Genomic DNA, 17,672 nt, shown 5'->3' on the forward strand with positions numbered 1-17,672 from the left:
ATCCCGCCCCCGTGTGGCTGCCCATGTCCCCGAACTCCCATCAGCCGCCGCTGTGGCTGGCGATCGCCGCGTTACTGATCGCCATGGCGTCCTATCAGTGCGGTGCGGCGCTGGCGGAGCGACTGTTCCCGCTGGTCGGTGCGCAGGGCGCCACCGCCTTCCGGCTAGGCCTGGGCGCGTTGGTGCTGCTGGTGCTGCGCCGGCCCTGGCGGCGCTGGCGCGGTGGCCGCGACTGGCGCGTGCTGTGGGGTTACGGCCTGGCGATGGGCGCGATGAACCTGGTGTTCTACATGGCGCTGCGCACGATTCCGCTGGGCATCGCGGTGGCGCTGGAATTCACCGGGCCGCTAGCGATCGCGCTGTTCGGTTCGCGTCGCCTGCTGGACGTGGCGTGGGTCGTGCTGGTGGTGATCGGGCTGGCGCTGCTGTTGCCGCTGCATCGACAGGAGCACGCACTCGATCCGGTGGGCGTGGCCTACGCCCTCGCGGCCGGCGTCGGCTGGGCGCTGTACATCCTGTTCGGCCAGCGCGCCGGTGCCGCCTACGGCGGCGACGCGGTGACCTGGGGTATCGCGATCGGCGCGTTGCTGGCCGTGCCGGTGGGCGCGGTGCACGCGGGCGCCGCGCTGCTTTCGCCGGCGCTGCTGGCGCTGGGACTGGGTGTGGCCGTGCTGAGCTCGGCCTTGCCTTACTCGCTGGAGATGATCGCCCTGACCCGACTGTCGGCGCGCCATTTCAGCGTGCTGCTGAGCCTGGAGCCGGCGATCGCGGCGCTGGCCGGCGCGGCCTTCCTCGGCGAGCAACTGGGACCGCGGCAATGGACAGCGGTGGTGGCGATCATGGTCGCTTCCACCGGCACTGCCTACACCGCGCGGGCGCCGGTGGCGGAGCCGCTGGCGAACTGACTCAGCGTCGACGCGAGCCGCGCAGGCTGTCGACCGAGAAGCTGGCGATCTCGCCGCCGTCGCGGCCGCGGCGCGACTGCCCCGGCGGCGGGCCCCACGCATGCGCGGTGACCACTTCCCAGGTGGCGGGTATGCGCCCATCCACGCGCATGGTCTCGTACGCGGCGAGCATGCGCTGGTAGTGCGCCTTGCCGGTGAGGTGGCGTTCGCGCGCGGTATCGGCGTGGGTGGCGCCAAGGCCCTTGAGCTCCTTCAGCAGCATCGTCGGCGAGCTGTAGGTGAGCGTGTAGCGGTCCACGTCCAGCACCGGGTCGCGCAGGCCCGCGGCGATCAGCGCGTCGCCCACGTCGTGCATGTCGAGGAAACGGCTCACGTGCGACTGCTGGTCGGCGCTGGCCCAGGCGGCGCGCAGCTCCTTCAGCGTGTCCGGGCCGAAGGTGGAGAACACCAGCAGTCCGCCGGGCTTGAGCACGCGCGCGCACTCGTTGAACAGCGCGGTGAGGTCGTCGACCCACTGGAAGCACAGGCTCGAATGCAGCACGTCCACGCTGTGGTCGGGGAAGGGCAGGTGGGTGGCCTCGGCGCACACGCGCTGGAACGGCTTCAGCCACGCGCTGTGCTTCTTCGCCATCTGCAGCATCGGCAGGGCGAGGTCGACCGCGATCACCTCGGCCTTGGGGTAGCGCTTTTTCAGCAGCGCCGTGCCGCGGCCGGTGCCGGCGCCCACGTCGAGCACGCGCGCGGGCGATTCCAGATAGAAGTCCAGACGTTCCAGCAGCGACTGCTGCACCTCGCGCTGCAGGGCGTCGTGCTGCTCGTAGGTCTGCGCGGCGCGGGCGAAGTTGCGCTGCACGCGCGCGCGGTCGAGGTGGAACTCGCTCATCGAACCGTCTCCAGCAGTGGCCGCAGCGCGTCGACCATGGCGTCGACGTGGCCCAGGAACGGCGCGTGGCCGGCGTGCGCGATCTCGTGGAAGTCGCCCTGCGCGCGCGCGGCAGACCAGCGCATCGCATCGGGGTGCACCAGCCGGTCGCGGCGGCCGGCGATCCAGGCGTTGGGCAGACACAGCGTGGCCAGCATGTCGCGCCAGTCGGTGTTTTCCAGCAGCGCGATGCCTTCCTGCAGCACGCGCAGGTCCGGCTCGCCGTAGGCGAACACCAGCTCGCGCAGGTGGCGCAGCTCGGCGCGCGGATCGGTGCTGCCCATCGCCTCCAGCGCGAGGAAGCGCTCCAGCGTGGCGTGGTAGTCGGTTTCCAGATCGGTGGCGAGCAGGCGGACCAGACCAGCGTCGCTGCCCTGCGGCCAGTCTTCGCCGCGCACGAACTTCGGCGTGGCGCAGAGCATCGCCAGCCCGCGGGTGGGAATCGTCGTCTCGCGCGCCGCGGCCAGCGCCACCAGCCCGCCCATCGACCAGCCCAGCCATACCGCTGGCGGCACGCGTTCGGCGACGGCGCGGGCGATCGCGACCGGCTCCAGCGGCAGGCCGCAGTCGCGCGAGCGCCCGTGGCCGGGCAGGTCCACCACGTACAGCGTGCATTGCTCGAGCAAGGCGTCCACCAGCGGCGCGAACACGCCGCCGTGCATCGCCCAGCCGTGCAGCAGCACCAGCGGCACCGGGCCGTTGCCGTGGGTCTCGATGTACAGGCTCATGCTGCGGTGTCGTCCGAAAGCGGAGCGGGGGCGAGCGTAGGGTCCACTGCGCCGCGCTCGTCGAACACGAAGCAGTCGCCCTGCCAGTGCGCGCCGCCGGTTTCCTCGAAGTACTTGAGGACACCGCCTTCGAGCTGGAACACGCGCTCCATCCCCAGCGCCTGCATATGCAGCGCGGCTTTCTCGCAGCGGATGCCGCCGGTGCAGTACGACACCACGGTCTTGCCGGCGTAGCGGTCGCGGTCGGCGGCGATCGCGTCGGGGAACTCGGTGAATCGGCTCAGGCGGTAGTCGACCGCCTGCGGAAACTTGCCGGCGTCGGTTTCGTAATCGTTGCGCGTATCGAGCAGCACCACCTCGCGGCCGTCATCGTCGTGACCCTGATCGAGCCAGCGCTGCAGCGTGGCGGCATCCACCGCCGGCGCGCGGCCGGCCTCGGGGCGGATTACCGGCTGGCGCATGGTGATGATTTCCTTCTTCAGCCGCACGCGCATGCGGCCGAACGGCGCGTCGGTCGAGAGCGACTCCTTCGCTTCCAGCCCGGCGAAGCGCGGGTCCTCGCGCAGCCAGTGCATGAACGCGTCCACCGCTTCGCGCGGGCCGGCCAGAAACAGGTTGATGCCCTCCGGCGCCAGCAGGATCGTGCCCTTCAGGGCCAGCGCCTCGCAGCGCGACAGCACGCGCTCGCGCAGCGCGGGCAGGTCGTCCAGGCTGACGAAGCGGTAGGCGGAGAGATTGACGATCGACATGGGGAAGGTCGGGGCGCGGAGCCGCCGATTATAGCGGGCCGGTCCGCATCGCCCCGGCGGCGGGTAGCCGCAGCGCGGCCAGCGCGTCGAGCAGGCGATCGACGTGTTCCTCCTCGTGCGCTGCGCTCAGCGTAATGCGTAGCCGCGCCTGGCCCGCGGGCACAGTCGGTGGGCGGATCGCGGTCACCAGCAGGCCCTGCGTTTCCAGCCGCAGGGCGGCTGCCAGCGCCGTATCGGCATCGCCCAGCAGCAGCGGCTGGATCGGTGTGTCCGATGTCATCAATGGCAAGCCGAGTTCCTTGGCTCCGCGGCGGAACCGGGCGATCAGGGCGGCGAGCTTCTCGCGTCGCGCGTCGTCTTCACGGGCGATCTGCACGGCGGCCAGCGCGGCGGCGGCCAGCGCGGGCGGCATTGCCGTGGAGTACACGAACGGCCGGGCGAACTGGGTCAGCCCCTCGATCAGCGCGGCCGAGCCGGCCACGAAGGCCCCGGCGCAACCCAGCGCCTTGCCCAGCGTGGCCATCAGCACCGGCACTTCGCGCGTCGACAGTCCGGCGGCCATCACGCTGCCGGCGCCGCGCTCGCCCAGCACGCCCAGGCCGTGCGCGTCGTCGACCATCAACGTGGCGCCTTCATTCGCAGCGAGTGTCGCCAGTTCGCGCAGCGGCGCCACGTCACCATCCATGCTGAACACGCCGTCGGTGGCGAGCAGGGTCGGCGCCTGCGGACGGCTGCGCAGCTGGCGCGCGGCGCCGTCCACGTCGGTATGCGGATAGCGCTTGAGCTCGGCCCCGGCCAGCTGTGCGCCGTCGATCAGGCAGGCGTGGTTGAGTTTGTCCTGCACACAGACCGCACCTTCGACCCCGCCGAGCAGCGCCTGCAGCGCGCCCAGATTGGCGGCGTAGCCGGTGGAGAACAGCAGCGCGCGTTCGCGGCCGGTCCACTCGGCCAGCGCCTCCTCCAGCATCGCGTGTTCGCGGCGATGGCCGCACACCAGGTGCGCCGACGTGCTGCCCACGCCCTCATCGTCGGCCACGCGCTTGAACGCGGCGATCAGCTGCGGATGCTGGGCGAGCCCGAGGTAGTCGTTGCTGCAGAAGCCGAGCAGACGACGGCCGTCGACTTCCAGCCAGGGGCCGTCGGCGTGGTCTACGGTGCGAGAGCGGCGAAGCAGCGAGGCGCGCTCACGTTCGGACGTCTGGATGGCCAAACGTTGAAGCAGGCTTGGCCGCTCTGCTCCCTCTCCCCCGGCGTCGCCGGGGGAGAGGGTCGGGGAGAGGGGGAGCTTTGGCTTGTGATCGTTCATCAATTCGAACCGACAAGCGGCCCCCTCACCCCAACCCTCTCCCCCGAGCGGAGCTCAGGGGAGAGGGGGGCGATAGCCACCGCGCGTCTGGATGTCTGCATGGCCAGGCTCCGCTGTGCTCCCTCTCCCCCGGCATGGCCGGGGGAGAGGGTCGGGGAGAGGGGGGCTTTGGCTTGTGATCGTTCATCAATTCGAACCGGCGAGCGGCCCTCTCACCCCAACCCTCTCCCCCGAGCAGGGCTCAGGGGAGAGGGAGCCCGTGAGCCGCGGCGCGGAGACGTCAGGCGGCGCAACCGCAGCCCTGGCCGCAGCTGGCCGCTTCGGTTTCCAGGATGTCGGCGTGCACGGTGCCGGATTCTTCCACCACTTCCAGCGCGTGCAGGTCGAGCCGGCGGAACAGCGCGCGGTCGTGCTCCACGTCCGGGTTGCCGGTGGTCAGCAGCTTTTCGCCGTAGAAGATCGAGTTGGCGCCGGCGAAGAAGCACAGCGCCTGCACCGCGTCGTCCATCTGCTGGCGGCCGGCCGACAGCCGCACCATCGAGGCCGGCATCAGCAATCGGGCCACGGCGATCGTGCGCACGAACTCGAACGGGTCCAGCGCCTCGGTGCCGTGCAGCGGCGTGCCTTCCACCTGCACCAGCTGGTTGATCGGCACCGACTGCGGGTGCTCGGGCAGGTTGGCCAGGGTCTGCAGCAGGCCGGCGCGCTGGCTGCGGGTCTCGCCCATGCCGACGATGCCGCCGCAGCAGGTCTTCAGGCCGACTTCGCGCACGTGTTCCAGCGTGTCGAGGCGGTCCTGGTACTCGCGGGTGTGGATGATCTCGCCGTAGAACTCCGGCGCGGTGTCGAGGTTGTGGTTGTAGTAGTCCAGCCCGGCCTGCTTCAGCGTGGCGGCCTGCTCGCCGCTGAGCATGCCCAGCGTGGCGCAGGTCTCCAGGCCCAGGCCCTTCACCGCGGAGACGATCTCGGCGACCTTGGCCACGTCACGGTCTTTCGGGCTGCGCCACGCGGCGCCCATGCAGAAGCGGCTGGCGCCGGCGGCCTTGGCGGCCTGCGCGCGGGCGAGGACGGCGTCCACGCTCATCAATTTCTCCGCCTGCACGCCCGTGCTGTAGCGCGCCGCCTGCGGGCAGTAGGCGCAGTCCTCGGGGCAGCCGCCGGTCTTGATCGAGAGCAGGGTCGACACCTGCACCGCGTTGGGGTCGTGATGCTCGCGGTGCACGCTGTGTGCGCGGTGCAGCAGTTCGTTGAACGGCAGCGCGAACAGCGCGGCGACTTCCTCGCGCGTCCAGTCGTGGCGCAGGGCGGGTGCGGTCATGGGTGGGGACTCCTCCAAGCAGGGCGCGAGTGTGGGAGCCGCTTTCAGGAGTGTCAACTCGATGCTTTGGCGTATGGTTGACGAGCGCGGGCCGCGGGTTCGCTACCATCGAGCGATCTATCAGGAGTCATCACGCATGAGTGCAGGACAAGGCAGTAGCGGCAACGTGATCGCCGCGGTGTGCAGCTTCTTCATCCCCGGCCTGGGCCAGCTGGTGCAGGGGCGCCTGCTCAAGGCGATCGTGATGTTCGTGCTGGCCGCGGTGCTGTGGTGGTTCCTGCTGGGCTGGATCATCCACCTGTGGTCGATCCTCGACGCGGCGCTGTTCAAGCCCGCGAACTGACCCCGCGATCCCGCGCATGGATGCGCTCCGCTCCCGCCTCAGTGCCATCGGCCACTGGCTGCTGCCGCTGCGCTGCCTGCTGTGCGGCGATGCCGGCCACGACGGTCTGGATCTGTGCCGCGACTGCGCGGCCGAGCTGCCGCGCAACCGTTCGTGCTGCGCGCGTTGTGCCCTGCCGCTGGCGCTACCGGCCGCATTGTGCGGACGCTGCCAGCGCCATCCGCCGCCGTGGCAGGCGGCGTGGTCGCCGTTCCGCTACGGCTGGCCGCTGGACCGGCTGGAGTCGCGCTTCAAGTTCTCGCGCGAGCTGGCGGCCGGCCGCTCGCTGGTGGCGCTGTGGCAGCGTGAGGCGCGGCCAATCGAGCTGCCGGCGCTGATCGTGCCGGTGCCGCTGCATCGCGGGCGGCTGCGCCAGCGTGGCTACAACCAGGCGCTGGAACTGGCCCGGCCGCTGGCCCGCGCGTTCGGCGTGTCGCTGCGCCACGACCTGCTGCTGCGCACGCATTCCACCGCCGCACAGAGCGAGCTGGATGCGCCATCGCGCCGCCGCAACGTGCGCGGTGCCTTCGCGGTCGCGCCGCGCGCCGCGCTGCCGTCCCACGTGACGGTGCTGGACGACGTGATGACCACGGGCGCCACGCTGGCCGAGTGCGCTCGCGTGCTCAAACGTGCCGGCGTGGCGCGGGTGGATGTGTGGGCGCTGGCGCGCGCGCCAGTGAGGAAATGATTGAGGCGAGAAGCGAGAGGTGAGAGAAAGCCACGGCTCGCCGCGCGCTGCCCCCTCTCACTTCTCACTCCTCTCCCCTCACTCCTGCCTTTTCACCTGAGCGCCAGCGCCACCACGATGCCCGCCCACAGCACCAGCCCCAGCCAGTTGTTGTGGCGGAACGCGGCCAGGCACGCGTCGCGGTCGCGTCCGCGGATGCGCCACAGCTGGTAGCCGAACAGCGCCACGCTGCCGGCCAGCGCCAGCCAGTACGGCCAGCCCAGCTGCGCGCGCTGGCCGACGAACAGCATGGTCAGCTCGAACGTGGCCATCAGGATCGCCAGGATCGGCAGGTCGGCATCGCCGAACAGGATCGCGGTGGATTTCGCGCCGGCCTTCAGATCGTCCTCGCGGTCGACCATGGCGTACTCGGTGTCGTAGATCACCGACCACAGGATGTTGCCGATGAACAGCAACCAGCCCAGCGGCGGCACGTGGTTCGTCACGGCGGCGAAGGCCATCGGGATCGCCCACCCGAACGCCGCGCCCAGCACCACCTGCGGCATGTAGGTGTAGCGCTTGGTGAACGGATACAGCGCCGCCAGCGCCGCGCCGGCGAACGACAATTTGATCGTCAGCGCATTGGTGAACAGCACCAGCACGAAGGCGAACGCCAGCAGCGCAACGAACACCACCAATGCCTCGCGCGGCGTCACCCGGCCGCTGGCGATCGGCCGGCCGGCGGTGCGCGCCACCTGCGGGTCGAGCTTGCGGTCGGCGTAGTCGTTGATGGCGCAGCCGGCCGCGCGCATGGCGAACACGCCCAGGGTGAAGATGATCAGCGTCGACCACGGCGGGAAGTCGCCGGCCGCCAGCCACAGCGCCCACCAGGTCGGCCACAGCAGCAGCAGCGCGCCCACCGGGCGATCCATGCGAGTGAGCACCAGGTAGTCGCGGGCTTTTTCGCGCACGTGCGGCGGCAGCGGCGCGAGCAGGCGGTCGAGCACGCGGGTGGCGCGCTGCGAGGCATCGGCCGGGCGCACCGGCTTGCGGCCGGCGGCGGCTGATCGCGGCCGCGCGGCCGGCGGCGGAGCGGGACGGCGGGGGCGTTTGCGAGAGGTCGGGGCCATCACGAAAGTCTAGCGTGCCGCCTGGCCGGGTTTGGCGACCGTCGGCTCAAGTCGCCCCGGCCGCGGTCGATAGAACATGCGAAGGCATCGCTTCGGACCCGCACACTGGACCGGAACGATGGCCGCTTCTCGACGCCGGGAGCCTCGTGTCCACCGAATTCGCGCAAGCCGCTGACACCTTGCCGCCGCTGTTCGCGGAGCTGGCCGCGTGGGCCGGCAACGAGGGCGCGCCGCCGCTGCGCGTGCTCGATTCCGTGGCGCAGTTCACCCATCACCGCGACATCGACGCGCTCGACCACAGCCTCACGCTGTCGCTGGCCGAGCTGGCCGATGCGCACGTGGTCACGCTGTACAAGCGCAGCGGCGGGCGCGGCGACCCGTGCGAGCGGCTGGTGCGCTGCAGCCGCAACGAGCACGGCCGCTACGGTGTGGCCCTGCTGCCGCAGGCGGCCGACGCGGCCAGCCAGACCCTGCTGCGACAGAGCGAGCGCGACGGTGGCTGCGTGCGCCTGCGCGACGGCAACTACGGCATGCTGGTGCCGATCCGCCGCGACGGCCGCGTGATCGGCGCGCTGATGCTCGAGGGCAAGCATCCGCTGGATCACCTGCGCCTGCTGGTGGAAGGCTTCGCGCGCATCTACGCCAACTACATCGCCCTGCTCGACGAGAGCGAGCGCGACAAGCTCACCGGCCTGTACAACCGGCGCACCTTTGAGCGCCACATGGAGCGCCGGCTCAAGAGCGCCGGGCGGGGCGACGGCGGCAGCCGCTGGCTGGCGATCCTCGACATCGATCACTTCAAGCGCATCAACGACACCTGGGGCCACCTGTACGGCGACGAGGTGATCCTGGTGATCGCCCAGCAGATGCGCGCCAGCTTTCGTCAGGGCGACGCGCTGTTCCGCTTTGGCGGCGAGGAGTTCCTGGTGTTGCTGGAGGCGGCCGACGAGCCCTCCGCCGGCGTTGCGTTGGAACGCTTCCGCACCCGCGTGCAGAACCACGTGTTTCCGCAGATCGGCCAGGTCACGGTAAGCGTGGGCTACGCCGCGGTGGGCGAGCACGACTATCCCGCCACCGTGCTCGATCGGGCGGACAAGGCGCTGTATTTCGCCAAGAACCACGGCCGAAACCGGGTGTTCAACTACGAGACGCTGCGCGCCCAGGGGTCGCTGGAAGACGGCATCGCGCCCGGCAGCGTCGACCTGTTCTGAGGGGCCGCCCGCTCAGCGCGGCGGCAGGCGCGGGTGGGTCTCCTCGGCCCGCCATGCCATCCAGCCGCCCGAGGCCAGCAACAGCACCGCGGTGAAGCCGAACGCCGGCGCCAGCGCGCCGCGCGCCTGGGCGATCAGGCCCAGCACCAGCGCGCCCAGCGCATAGCCGGTGTCACGCCAGTAGCGATAAGTGCCCAGCGCGGAGCTGCGCCAGTCCGGGTGGGCGATGTCGGCCACGGCGGCGATCAGGTTGGGATACAGCAGCGCCATGCCCAGCCCCATCACGATCGCCGCGCCCAGCCATGCCGCCATCGTGTGCACCAGCGGCACCGTCGCCACGCCCGCCGCCAGCAGCCACAGGCCGGCGACCACCGGCCGCTTGCGCCCGATGCGGTCCGACAGCGGGCCGGTCCACAACTGCGAGGCGCCCCACACCAGGCCGTAGGTGCCGGTGATCCAGCCAATCGCCACCAGCCCCAGGCCTTGCTCGTGCAGGTACAGCGGAAACAGCACCCACAGCAGCGTGTCGGCCACCTTGTTCGCTACGCCGGCCTGGCACAGCGCGCCGAAGGTGGGATGGCGGAACGAGACGAAGGCGAACACTGCGCGGGAGTCCGGCTGCGCGGGCAGACCCTGCGCAAAGCGCGGCGGCGGCCCGGTGTGCTGGCGCTGCGCGTGGCGGTGGCTTTCCGCGCGGGCCCACGGCAGCGTCTCGCGCACGAACAGCGCCGCCGTCGCGAGCCCCGCGGCGATCACCGCCAGCGCAAACCACAGCAGCGCCGGACGCGGCCCGTAGCGGTGGCTGAGGTAGCCGGTGGCGATGCCGGCCAGGCCCACCGCGGCGTAGCCGGCGAACTCGTTGATGCCGGTGGCCAGGCCGCGCTGCTCGGCGCGGGTGATGTCCACCTTGCTGGTCACCGTCATGCTCCAGGCAAAACCCTGGTTGATGCCGAGGAACAGGTTCGCCGCCACGATCCACCACCAGTTCGGCGCGAAGTAGATCAGCAGCGGAATCGGGATCGCCGCGACCCAGCCCATCAGCAGCACCGGCTTGCGGCCGATCCGCTCGGACAGCCGCCCCGCGACGAAATTGAGCGCGCCCTTGACCAGCCCGAACGAGATCACGAACGCCATCAGGTAGACGAAAGAGCGGGGCGGCACGCCGAAATCGTGGCTGGCCACCACCGGCAGCACGTTGCGTTCCATGCCGATCACCAGCCCCACCAGCGCCACCTGCAGCGCCTGCCACACGAACTGGTGCAGGTTGCGGCGGATGCCGGGATGGTGGGCATCGTGCGGCGAGGTGGGCGCTTGCGGTGGGCTCATGCGCGCATCGTAGCGCTCGGGGTTCGGCGCGCGCGGGAGGGAATATCGCCTCAGCGCGCCGCCGTGACCGCGGCCTCGCGTGCGTGCACGCCCGCCTTGGCCGGCTCGCACAGCAGCAGCCGGTAGGCCGGGTTGGCGCTCTCGTCGCGGTGCGGATAACCCAGCGTGGCGAGGAAGCGTGCGAACAGGGCGCGCTCGGCCGGCGGCACCTGCAGACCGACCAGGATCTGGCCGTGGTCGGCGCCCTGGTTGCGGTAGTGGAACAGGCTGACGTTCCAGTCCGGGTGCAGTTGCGCCAGGAAGCGCAGCAGCGCGCCTGGGCGCTCGGGAAAGTCGAAGCGGTACAGCCGCTCGTCCTGCGCCAGCGGTGAGCGGCCGCCCACCATGTGCCGCAGGTGCAACTTGGCCAGCTCGTCGTCGCTCAGGTCCAGCACGCCGAAGCCCTGCGCGCGGAAGGCGCGCGCCAGCGCCGCGCTTTCTTCGCGTCCGCCGGTGCGCACGCCGACGAACAGGTGCGCCTCGCGCGTGTCGCCGATGCGGTAGTTGAACTCGGTCAGGCTGTGCCCGCCCAGCACCTCGCAGAAGCGGCGGAAGCTGCCGCGCTCCTCCGGGATGGTCACCGCGAACAACGCCTCGCGCCGCTCGCCCACCTCGGCGCGATCGGCGACGAAGCCGAGCCGGTCGAAATTCATGTTGGCGCCGGAACACACCGCCACCAGCGTCTGGTCCTTGAGACCGTGCGCGGCGGCGTACTGCTTCAGGCCGGCGATGGCCAGGGCGCCGGAGGGTTCCGGCACCGTACGCGTGTCGGCGAACACGTCCTTGATCGCTGCGCAGATCGCGTCGGTGTCGACGCAGATCATGTCGTCCACGTATTGCCGGCAGATCGCGAAGGTAAGCGCGCCGACCTGCTTCACCGCGGTGCCGTCGGCGAACAGGCCGACCTCGTCCAGCGCCACCCGCTCGTCGGCGGCCAGCGATTGCGTCATCGCGTTCGCCGCCGTGCTCTGCACGCCGATCACCTTCACTTCCGGTCGTACCGCCTTGACGAAGGCGGCGACGCCGGCCAGCAGGCCGCCGCCGCCGACCGGCACGAAGATCGCATGCAACGGGCCGGCGTGCTGGCGCAGCACTTCCATGCCGACCGTGCCCTGGCCGGCGATCACGTCCGGGTCGTCGAACGGATGCACCAGGGTGTAGCCGTGCTCGGCCTGCAGGCGGGCGGCTTCGGCCTGTGCCTCGCTGTAGGAGTCGCCGGCGAGCACCACCGTGACCGCCTCCCCACCGATCGCGCGTACCGCATCCACCTTCACCTGCGGTGCGGTCTGCGGCATCACGATGGTGGCGCGCACGCCCAGCCGCGCCGCGGCCAGCGCCACGCCCTGGGCATGGTTGCCGGCGGAAGCGGCGATCACGCCGCGCGCGCGTGCCGGCGCGTCCAGGTGGACCATCTTGTTGTAGGCGCCGCGCAGCTTGAACGAGAACACTGGCTGGTTGTCCTCGCGCTTGAGCAGCACGGTGTTGCCCAGCCGCCGCGACAGGGCGGGGGCCGGATCAAGCTCGGTCTCGCGCGCCACCTCGTAGACACGCGCGGTGAGCACGCGGCGCAGCAGGTCGAGCCCGTCGTCGCTCATGGCGCTCACGCACCCGCAGCCGGGTCCGATGGCACCGCCGCAGGCGCGGGCAATTCCACCGCCTCGATCACGTCCACCAGCTTGCGCGCCTGCTTGAGGATCTGCTCGATCGATTCGTCGCCGCCGTGGGTGACCACGATCAGACGCGACACCTCGATGTCGGTGGTTGGCGCCACGTTGAGCGAGTCGATGTTGTAGCCGCGCGAGGAGAACAGCCCCGCCACGCGCACCAGCGCGCCGGATTCGTTCTGCAGCAGGAGAGAGAGCGTGTGTTTCATGGGATCCCGTGACGCGTGTTCTTGCCTTTTCCGGTCACTGACCGACGTTCAAGCTCGGCCGAGTGGTGACGGGCGATGAGTTCTGGCGTGGATGAGTCACTGGATGGCCGGCATTCGGTGCTGAACAGCGCTTCCAGCGTCTTTGCCTTGCGTGCGGCAGTTCTCCTAGAACATGTCCGCCGGCCCGCCGTCGGCGGCCTCCGGCGGCGTGCGCGAGGCGATGTGCTCGCCGGTGATCATCTGCGCGTAGGTCATGCCGGGGCCGACCATCGGATAGACGCCGGCGTCCGGGTCGATGATCACCTCGAGGAAGGCCGGGCCTTCGAACGCCAGGAAATCGGCGATCACCCGCTCGATGTCGTCCGGCTGGTCCAGCCGCTGCGCCCAGGCGAAGCCGTCGGCCTGTGCGGCCTTGACGAAATCTTTGGTGTGCAACGTCTTGTCCGAGGAGGCGAAGCGGCTCTCGAAGAACAGCTTCTGCCACTGCCGCACCATGCCGTCGCCGGCGTTGTTGAACACCACCACCTTCAGCGGCAGACCGTAGGTGGTAACGGTTTCCAGCTCGCCAAAGTTCATGCGGATGCTGGCGTCACCGTCGATGTCGATCACCAGTGAGTCCGGACGCGCGAACTGCGCGCCGATCGCCGCCGGCAGGCCGAAGCCCATCGTGCCCATCGAACCGGAGGTGAGCCATTGGCGTGGTCCGCGGAAGTCGAAGTACTGCGCTGCCCACATCTGGTGCTGGCCGACGCCGGTGGCGATGATCGCGCGGCCGTCGGTGATGCGGTTGATCGCCTCGATCACGGCGTACGGCTGGATCATCGCGCTGGTGCGGTCGTAGTTCATCGCGTGCACGCGCTTGAGTTCGGCCACGTGCCGGTGCCACACGTCGTATCGGCCGTCGCCCTGCGGGCGGAAGCCCTGCGCCTTGCCGTAGCGGCGCAGCCGGTCGAGCGTGCGCACCAGCGGGCCGCAGTGGTGCCACTGCACCGCCTTCACCTTGCCGATCTCGGCCGGGTCGATGTCCACCTGGGCGATGAAGCGCGCGCGCGGCGCGAACTTGCCCGGCACGCCGGCCACGCGGTCGTCGAAGCGCGCGCCCAGCGCCAGCACGAAATCGCAATCCTCCACCGCATAGTTGGCGTACGCGGTGCCGTGCATGCCCAGCATGTGCAGGGCCAGCGGCGCGGTGGTATCGACCGCGCCGATGCCCATCAGGGTGGTGGTCACCGGCAGGCCGAACGCTTCGGCGAAGGCGCGCAGCGCCTCGGCGGCTTCCGCGGCGATGATGCCGCCGCCGGCGTAGATCAGCGGCCGCTTCGCCTGGCCCAGCGCGGCGAAGAAGGCCGCGCAGTCGGCGTCGGTGAGGTGGGCCTGTTCCACCGCGCGCATCCGCGCGCGGTAGCCGGGAATCGCCAGCTGGCCCTCGCCCTGGAAGGTCAGCGCGGCGTTCTGCACGTCCTTGGGGATGTCCACCACCACCGGGCCGGGACGCCCGCTGCGGGCCAGTTCGAAGGCGGTGCGCAGGGTCGGTTCCAGCTTGGCCGGGTCGGTGACCAGGAACACGTGCTTGGCGCAGGCACTCATGATGCTGCTGATCGGCGCCTCCTGGAACGCGTCGCTGCCGATCGCCGCGGTGGGCACCTGGCCACAGATCACCACCAGCGGGATCGAGTCGGCCATCGAGTCGCGCACCGGCGTCACCGTGTTGGTGGCGCCCGGGCCGGAGGTGACCACCGCCACGCCGACCTTGCCGGAGGCGCGCGCATAGCCGGCGGCCATGAAGCCTGCGCCCTGCTCGTTGGCCGGCACGATCAGCGGCATCGCATCGCGGCCGTCCTCGCGCGGGTGCTCGGCGTTGTAGCGGAACACCGCGTCATACACCGGCAGGATCGCGCCGCCGGAGTAGCCGAACAGCACGTCCGCGCCTTCGTCGGCCAGTACCTGCACCACGATCTCGGCACCGCTCATGGCGCTGCCGGCGAGCGGATGCACGCCCGGCGGCGGCAGCGTCGCCGGTGCGGCGTGCGGAGCCTGTCGGGTGTCCGGTGCAGCTTTCAACGATGGCGCGTTCATCAGCAAACATCCTTCAACGTTGGGTGGGTCCTTCACTCCCTCTCCCCGCTTCGCAGGAGAGAAGGCTTCAAGCAACGGCAACCGGCGTCCCGCGAGATGCCGGCTTTTTGCTCCCTCTCCCCTGGTGGCGCAGCCGCCGGGGGAGAGGGCTGGGGTGAGGGGGGCTCTGGCTCTTTGCCGCGGATGGCGGCCGAAGCCCAGAGCGCCCCCTCACCCAACCCTCTCCCCCGCGGAGCAGGGGAGAGGGCTTCGAGCTCGCGTCAGCCCACCTTCTTCAGGGGCGCCGCGGCGGCTGGCGCGTTGCCGGTCTGCAGCCACGGCATGCGGGCGCGCAGCTTGGCGCCGACCTGCTCGATCGGATGGTCGAGGTCGGCCTGCTTGATACGCTTGTAGTTGGGCAGGCCGGCCTTGTATTCCTCGGTCCAGTTCTTCGCGAAGGTGCCGTCCTGGATGTCCTTCAGCACGTCCTTCATGCGCGCCTTCACGCCGGCGTCGATCACCCGCGGGCCGCTGACGTAGTCGCCGTACTGCGCGGTCTCGGAGACGAACTGCAGCATCTTGGTGAGGCCGCCTTCGTAGAACAGGTCGACGATCAGCTTCAGCTCGTGCATCACCTCGTAGTAGGCGATCTCCGGCTGGTAGCCCGCTTCCACCAGGGTCTCGAAGCCGGCCTTCACCAGCTCGCTGGCGCCGCCGCAGAGCACCGCCTGCTCGCCGAACAGGTCGGTCTCGGTCTCTTCCTTGAAGTCGGTCTTGATCAGCAGGGCGCGGCCGCCGCCGATGCCGTCGGCGTAGGCGTGCGCCTTGGCCTCGGCCTGGCCGCTGACGTCCTGGTAGACCGCCCAGATGCTCGGCACGCCGCGGCCGCGCTCGTACTCGGTGCGCACCAGCGCGCCCGGGCCCTTCGGCGCCACCAGGATCACGTCGATGTCCTTGCGCGGGGCGATCTGGCCGAAGTGCACGTTGAAGCCGTGCGCGAACAGCAGAGCGGCGCCGGGCTTGATGTTCGGCTCGATCGACTCGGTGTACAGCGTCGGCTGCACCATGTCCGGGGTCAGCACCGCGACCAGGTCGGCGCCCTTCACCGCTTCGGCAGGCTCGACCACGGTGAAGCCCTCGGCCTTGGCCTTGTGCCAGGTCGGGCCGTTCGGGCGCAGGCCCACGACCACGTCGAGGCCGGAGTCGCGCAGGTTCAGCGTATGGGCGCGGCCCTGGCTGCCGTAGCCGAGCACGGCGATGCGGCCCTTGGCGAGGAGGTTGTCGTTGTTCGTGCTCATGCGGTGACTCCTTGGGTGTGTTCTTCGGATGATTTGGCCGTCTGGACGGCCGAAACGGTAGGAGCGTAGGCGCGCGTGATCGCGCCGTCGGACGCGGAGCCGACCAGCCGTGCGTACTTGGCCAGGGCGCCGTGGGCGACCTTGGGCGGCGGCGGTGTCCAGCCGGCGCGGCGGGCGTCGAGGTCGGCGGTGGTGCGCAGCTCGCGCGTCTCGCCATCGATCACCACGCGGTCGCCGTCCTGCAGCAGGCCGATGGGGCCGCCGCGGGCGGCCTCCGGGGCGATGTGGCCGACCATGAAGCCGTGGGTGGCGCCGGAGAAGCGGCCGTCGGTGATCAGCGCGACGTCGTTGCCGAGACCGCGACCGACCAGGGCGGCGGTGACGCCGAGCATCTCGCGCATGCCGGGGCCGCCGGCCGGGCCCTCGTTGCGGATCACGATGACGTCGCCCTTGGCGATGCCGCCGGACTGCACGGCGGCGAACGCGGCCTCCTCGCTCTCGAACACGCGGGCCGGGCCCTCGAACTGGGTGCCGGTCTTGCCGGCCAGCTTGAGGATGCAGCCCTCTGGGGCGAGGTTGCCGTAGAGGATCGAGTATCCGCCGCGCGGCTTCAGCGGCGTGTTCACCGGATGGATCACGTCCTGCTGCCCGGCGCGCGGCGCGGCTTCGGCCTCGGCGAACAGCGAGCGGCCGGTGACGGTCGGCGTGTCGGCGAGCATGCCGGCGGCGATCAGTTCCTGCGCGACGCGGGCGGCACCGCCGGCACCGAACATCTCCACAGCGGTGTAGCGGCCGCCCGGCAGCAGGTCGGCGATCACCGGGGTGTGCACCGAGGCGGGCTCGAAGTCCTCGATGCTCCACTCCACGCCGGCCTCGCGGGCGATTGCCAGCAGGTGCAGCACCGCGTTGGTGGAGCCGGCGGTGGCGGCGACCATGCGTGCGGCGTTCTGGAACGCGGTGCGGCTAAGCAGGTCGCTCGGACGGCGATTGGCCTTCAGGCATTCCATCACCAGCTCGCCGCAGCGATAGGCCGCCTGCTGCTTGGCCGGATGGGTGGCCGGGATGTCGTTGAAGCCCATCGGCGACAGGCCCAGCGTGGTCAGCACCATCGCCATGGTGTTGGCGGTGAACTGGCCGCCGCAGGCACCGGCGCCGGGGCAGGCGTCTCGTTCCACCGAGGTCAGCTCGGCGTCGTCGATCTTTCCCGCGCCGTGCGCGCCGACCGCCTCGAACACCTGCTGGATGGTGATCGGATGGTTGTCGTGGTTGCCGTGGGCGATGGTGCCGCCGTACAGCGCCACGCCGGGGATGTTCAGCCGTGCCAGCGCCATCGCCGCAGCGGGGATCGTCTTGTCGCAGCCGCACAGCACCACCATGGCGTCCAGCGAATGGCCGTCCACGGCCAGCTCGATCGAATCGGTGATCACCTCGCGGCTGACCAGCGAGGCGCGCATGCCGGGCGTGCCCATCGCCATGCCGTCGGTGATCGCGATGGTGTTGAACTCGATCGGCGTGCCGCCCGCGGCGCGCACGCCGGCGGTGGCCGCGTCGGCCAGTTCGCGCAGGTTGAGGTTGCACGGGCTGACGTTCGACCAGGTGTGCACGATCGCCACCAGCGGCTTGGCGATCGCCGCGTCGTCCAGGCCGGTGGCCCGCATCATCGCGCGTGCAGGTGCGCGATCGGGGCCGGTTTTCATCACATCACTGCGCATCGGTTGCTCCATCGGAATCAAGAGAAAAGCTTCCCTGCGCGCCCGGGCCAC

16 protein-coding genes are annotated in these 17,672 nt (G+C 70.6%); 4 read left to right on the plus strand and 12 right to left on the minus strand.

Annotated elements, in window-relative coordinates; all coding sequences use genetic code 11:
* Positions 1-23: 23 nt before the first annotated feature.
* On the plus strand, positions 24-905 hold the full coding sequence (locus tag ACQVBX_RS15550) for an EamA family transporter (RefSeq protein ID WP_431635216.1): 882 nt from the start codon (positions 24-26) through the stop codon (positions 903-905).
* A gap of 1 nt (position 906) precedes the next feature.
* Here the strand turns inward: ACQVBX_RS15550 and bioC are convergent, their stop codons facing one another.
* The 5 genes from bioC to bioB form a co-directional block, all read right to left on the minus strand.
* Positions 907-1,788, minus strand: a complete 882-nt coding sequence (bioC, locus tag ACQVBX_RS15555; protein WP_431635217.1) for a malonyl-ACP O-methyltransferase BioC — start codon at positions 1,786-1,788, stop codon at positions 907-909.
* Positions 1,785-2,555 (minus strand): pimeloyl-ACP methyl ester esterase BioH, encoded by a 771-nt coding sequence (bioH, locus tag ACQVBX_RS15560; protein WP_431635218.1) that lies wholly within the window; start codon positions 2,553-2,555, stop codon positions 1,785-1,787. The genes bioC and bioH overlap by 4 nt, the downstream gene beginning before the upstream one ends.
* Positions 2,552-3,304, minus strand: a complete 753-nt coding sequence (locus ACQVBX_RS15565) for a sulfurtransferase (RefSeq protein WP_431635219.1) — start codon at positions 3,302-3,304, stop codon at positions 2,552-2,554. The genes bioH and ACQVBX_RS15565 overlap by 4 nt, the downstream gene beginning before the upstream one ends.
* A 28-nt stretch (positions 3,305-3,332) precedes the next feature.
* Entirely contained in the window at positions 3,333-4,514 is a 1,182-nt protein-coding gene (gene bioF / locus ACQVBX_RS15570; protein WP_431635220.1) for an 8-amino-7-oxononanoate synthase, read from the minus strand.
* 376 nt (positions 4,515-4,890) lie between these two features.
* Positions 4,891-5,928, minus strand: coding sequence for a biotin synthase BioB (bioB, locus tag ACQVBX_RS15575; protein ID WP_431635221.1), 1,038 nt, complete (start codon positions 5,926-5,928; stop codon positions 4,891-4,893).
* A 136-nt stretch (positions 5,929-6,064) separates the two neighbouring features.
* Between bioB and ACQVBX_RS15580 the strand changes: the two genes are divergently transcribed.
* Both ACQVBX_RS15580 and ACQVBX_RS15585 read left to right on the plus strand, forming a co-directional pair.
* The gene (locus ACQVBX_RS15580) at positions 6,065-6,271 is read left to right on the plus strand and encodes a hypothetical protein (RefSeq protein ID WP_431635222.1); all 207 of its coding nucleotides are present in this window, start codon (positions 6,065-6,067) and stop codon (positions 6,269-6,271) included.
* Positions 6,272-6,287: 16 nt separating this feature from the next.
* Complete coding sequence (locus ACQVBX_RS15585) at positions 6,288-6,998, plus strand: ComF family protein (protein WP_431635223.1); 711 nt, start codon at positions 6,288-6,290, stop codon at positions 6,996-6,998.
* Positions 6,999-7,090: 92 nt separating this feature from the next.
* Here the strand turns inward: ACQVBX_RS15585 and ubiA are convergent, their stop codons facing one another.
* On the minus strand, positions 7,091-8,020 hold the full coding sequence (gene ubiA, locus ACQVBX_RS15590; protein WP_431638211.1) for a 4-hydroxybenzoate octaprenyltransferase: 930 nt from the start codon (positions 8,018-8,020) through the stop codon (positions 7,091-7,093).
* 233 nt (positions 8,021-8,253) lie between these two features.
* On the opposite strand from ubiA, the gene ACQVBX_RS15595 reads away from it, so the two are divergent.
* Positions 8,254-9,318, plus strand: a complete 1,065-nt coding sequence (locus tag ACQVBX_RS15595; protein ID WP_431635224.1) for a diguanylate cyclase domain-containing protein — start codon at positions 8,254-8,256, stop codon at positions 9,316-9,318.
* Positions 9,319-9,330: 12 nt separating this feature from the next.
* Here ACQVBX_RS15595 and ACQVBX_RS15600 read toward each other — a convergent pair whose 3' ends face one another.
* From ACQVBX_RS15600 to ACQVBX_RS15625, 6 genes are all read right to left on the minus strand, one after another.
* Positions 9,331-10,644, minus strand: coding sequence for an MFS transporter (locus ACQVBX_RS15600; protein ID WP_431635226.1), 1,314 nt, complete (start codon positions 10,642-10,644; stop codon positions 9,331-9,333).
* A gap of 50 nt (positions 10,645-10,694) precedes the next feature.
* Positions 10,695-12,278 (minus strand): threonine ammonia-lyase, biosynthetic, encoded by a 1,584-nt coding sequence (ilvA, locus tag ACQVBX_RS15605; protein WP_431635227.1) that lies wholly within the window; start codon positions 12,276-12,278, stop codon positions 10,695-10,697.
* Positions 12,279-12,283: 5 nt separating this feature from the next.
* The gene (ilvN, locus tag ACQVBX_RS15610) at positions 12,284-12,556 is read right to left on the minus strand and encodes an acetolactate synthase small subunit (protein WP_431635228.1); all 273 of its coding nucleotides are present in this window, start codon (positions 12,554-12,556) and stop codon (positions 12,284-12,286) included.
* A gap of 165 nt (positions 12,557-12,721) precedes the next feature.
* Positions 12,722-14,632 (minus strand): biosynthetic-type acetolactate synthase large subunit, encoded by a 1,911-nt coding sequence (gene ilvB, locus ACQVBX_RS15615; RefSeq protein ID WP_431635229.1) that lies wholly within the window; start codon positions 14,630-14,632, stop codon positions 12,722-12,724.
* Between the two features lie 260 nt (positions 14,633-14,892).
* A complete protein-coding gene (gene ilvC / locus ACQVBX_RS15620; RefSeq protein ID WP_431635230.1) occupies positions 14,893-15,909 on the minus strand; it encodes a ketol-acid reductoisomerase in 1,017 nt (338 codons plus the stop codon).
* Positions 15,906-17,621 (minus strand): dihydroxy-acid dehydratase, encoded by a 1,716-nt coding sequence (locus tag ACQVBX_RS15625; protein WP_431635232.1) that lies wholly within the window; start codon positions 17,619-17,621, stop codon positions 15,906-15,908. Before ACQVBX_RS15625 ends, ilvC begins: the two co-directional genes overlap by 4 nt.
* Positions 17,622-17,672: the final 51 nt, after the last annotated feature.

The sequence above is a fragment of the Dyella thailandensis genome, from assembly GCF_050749815.1.
Lineage (GTDB): Bacteria > Pseudomonadota > Gammaproteobacteria > Xanthomonadales > Rhodanobacteraceae > Dyella_A.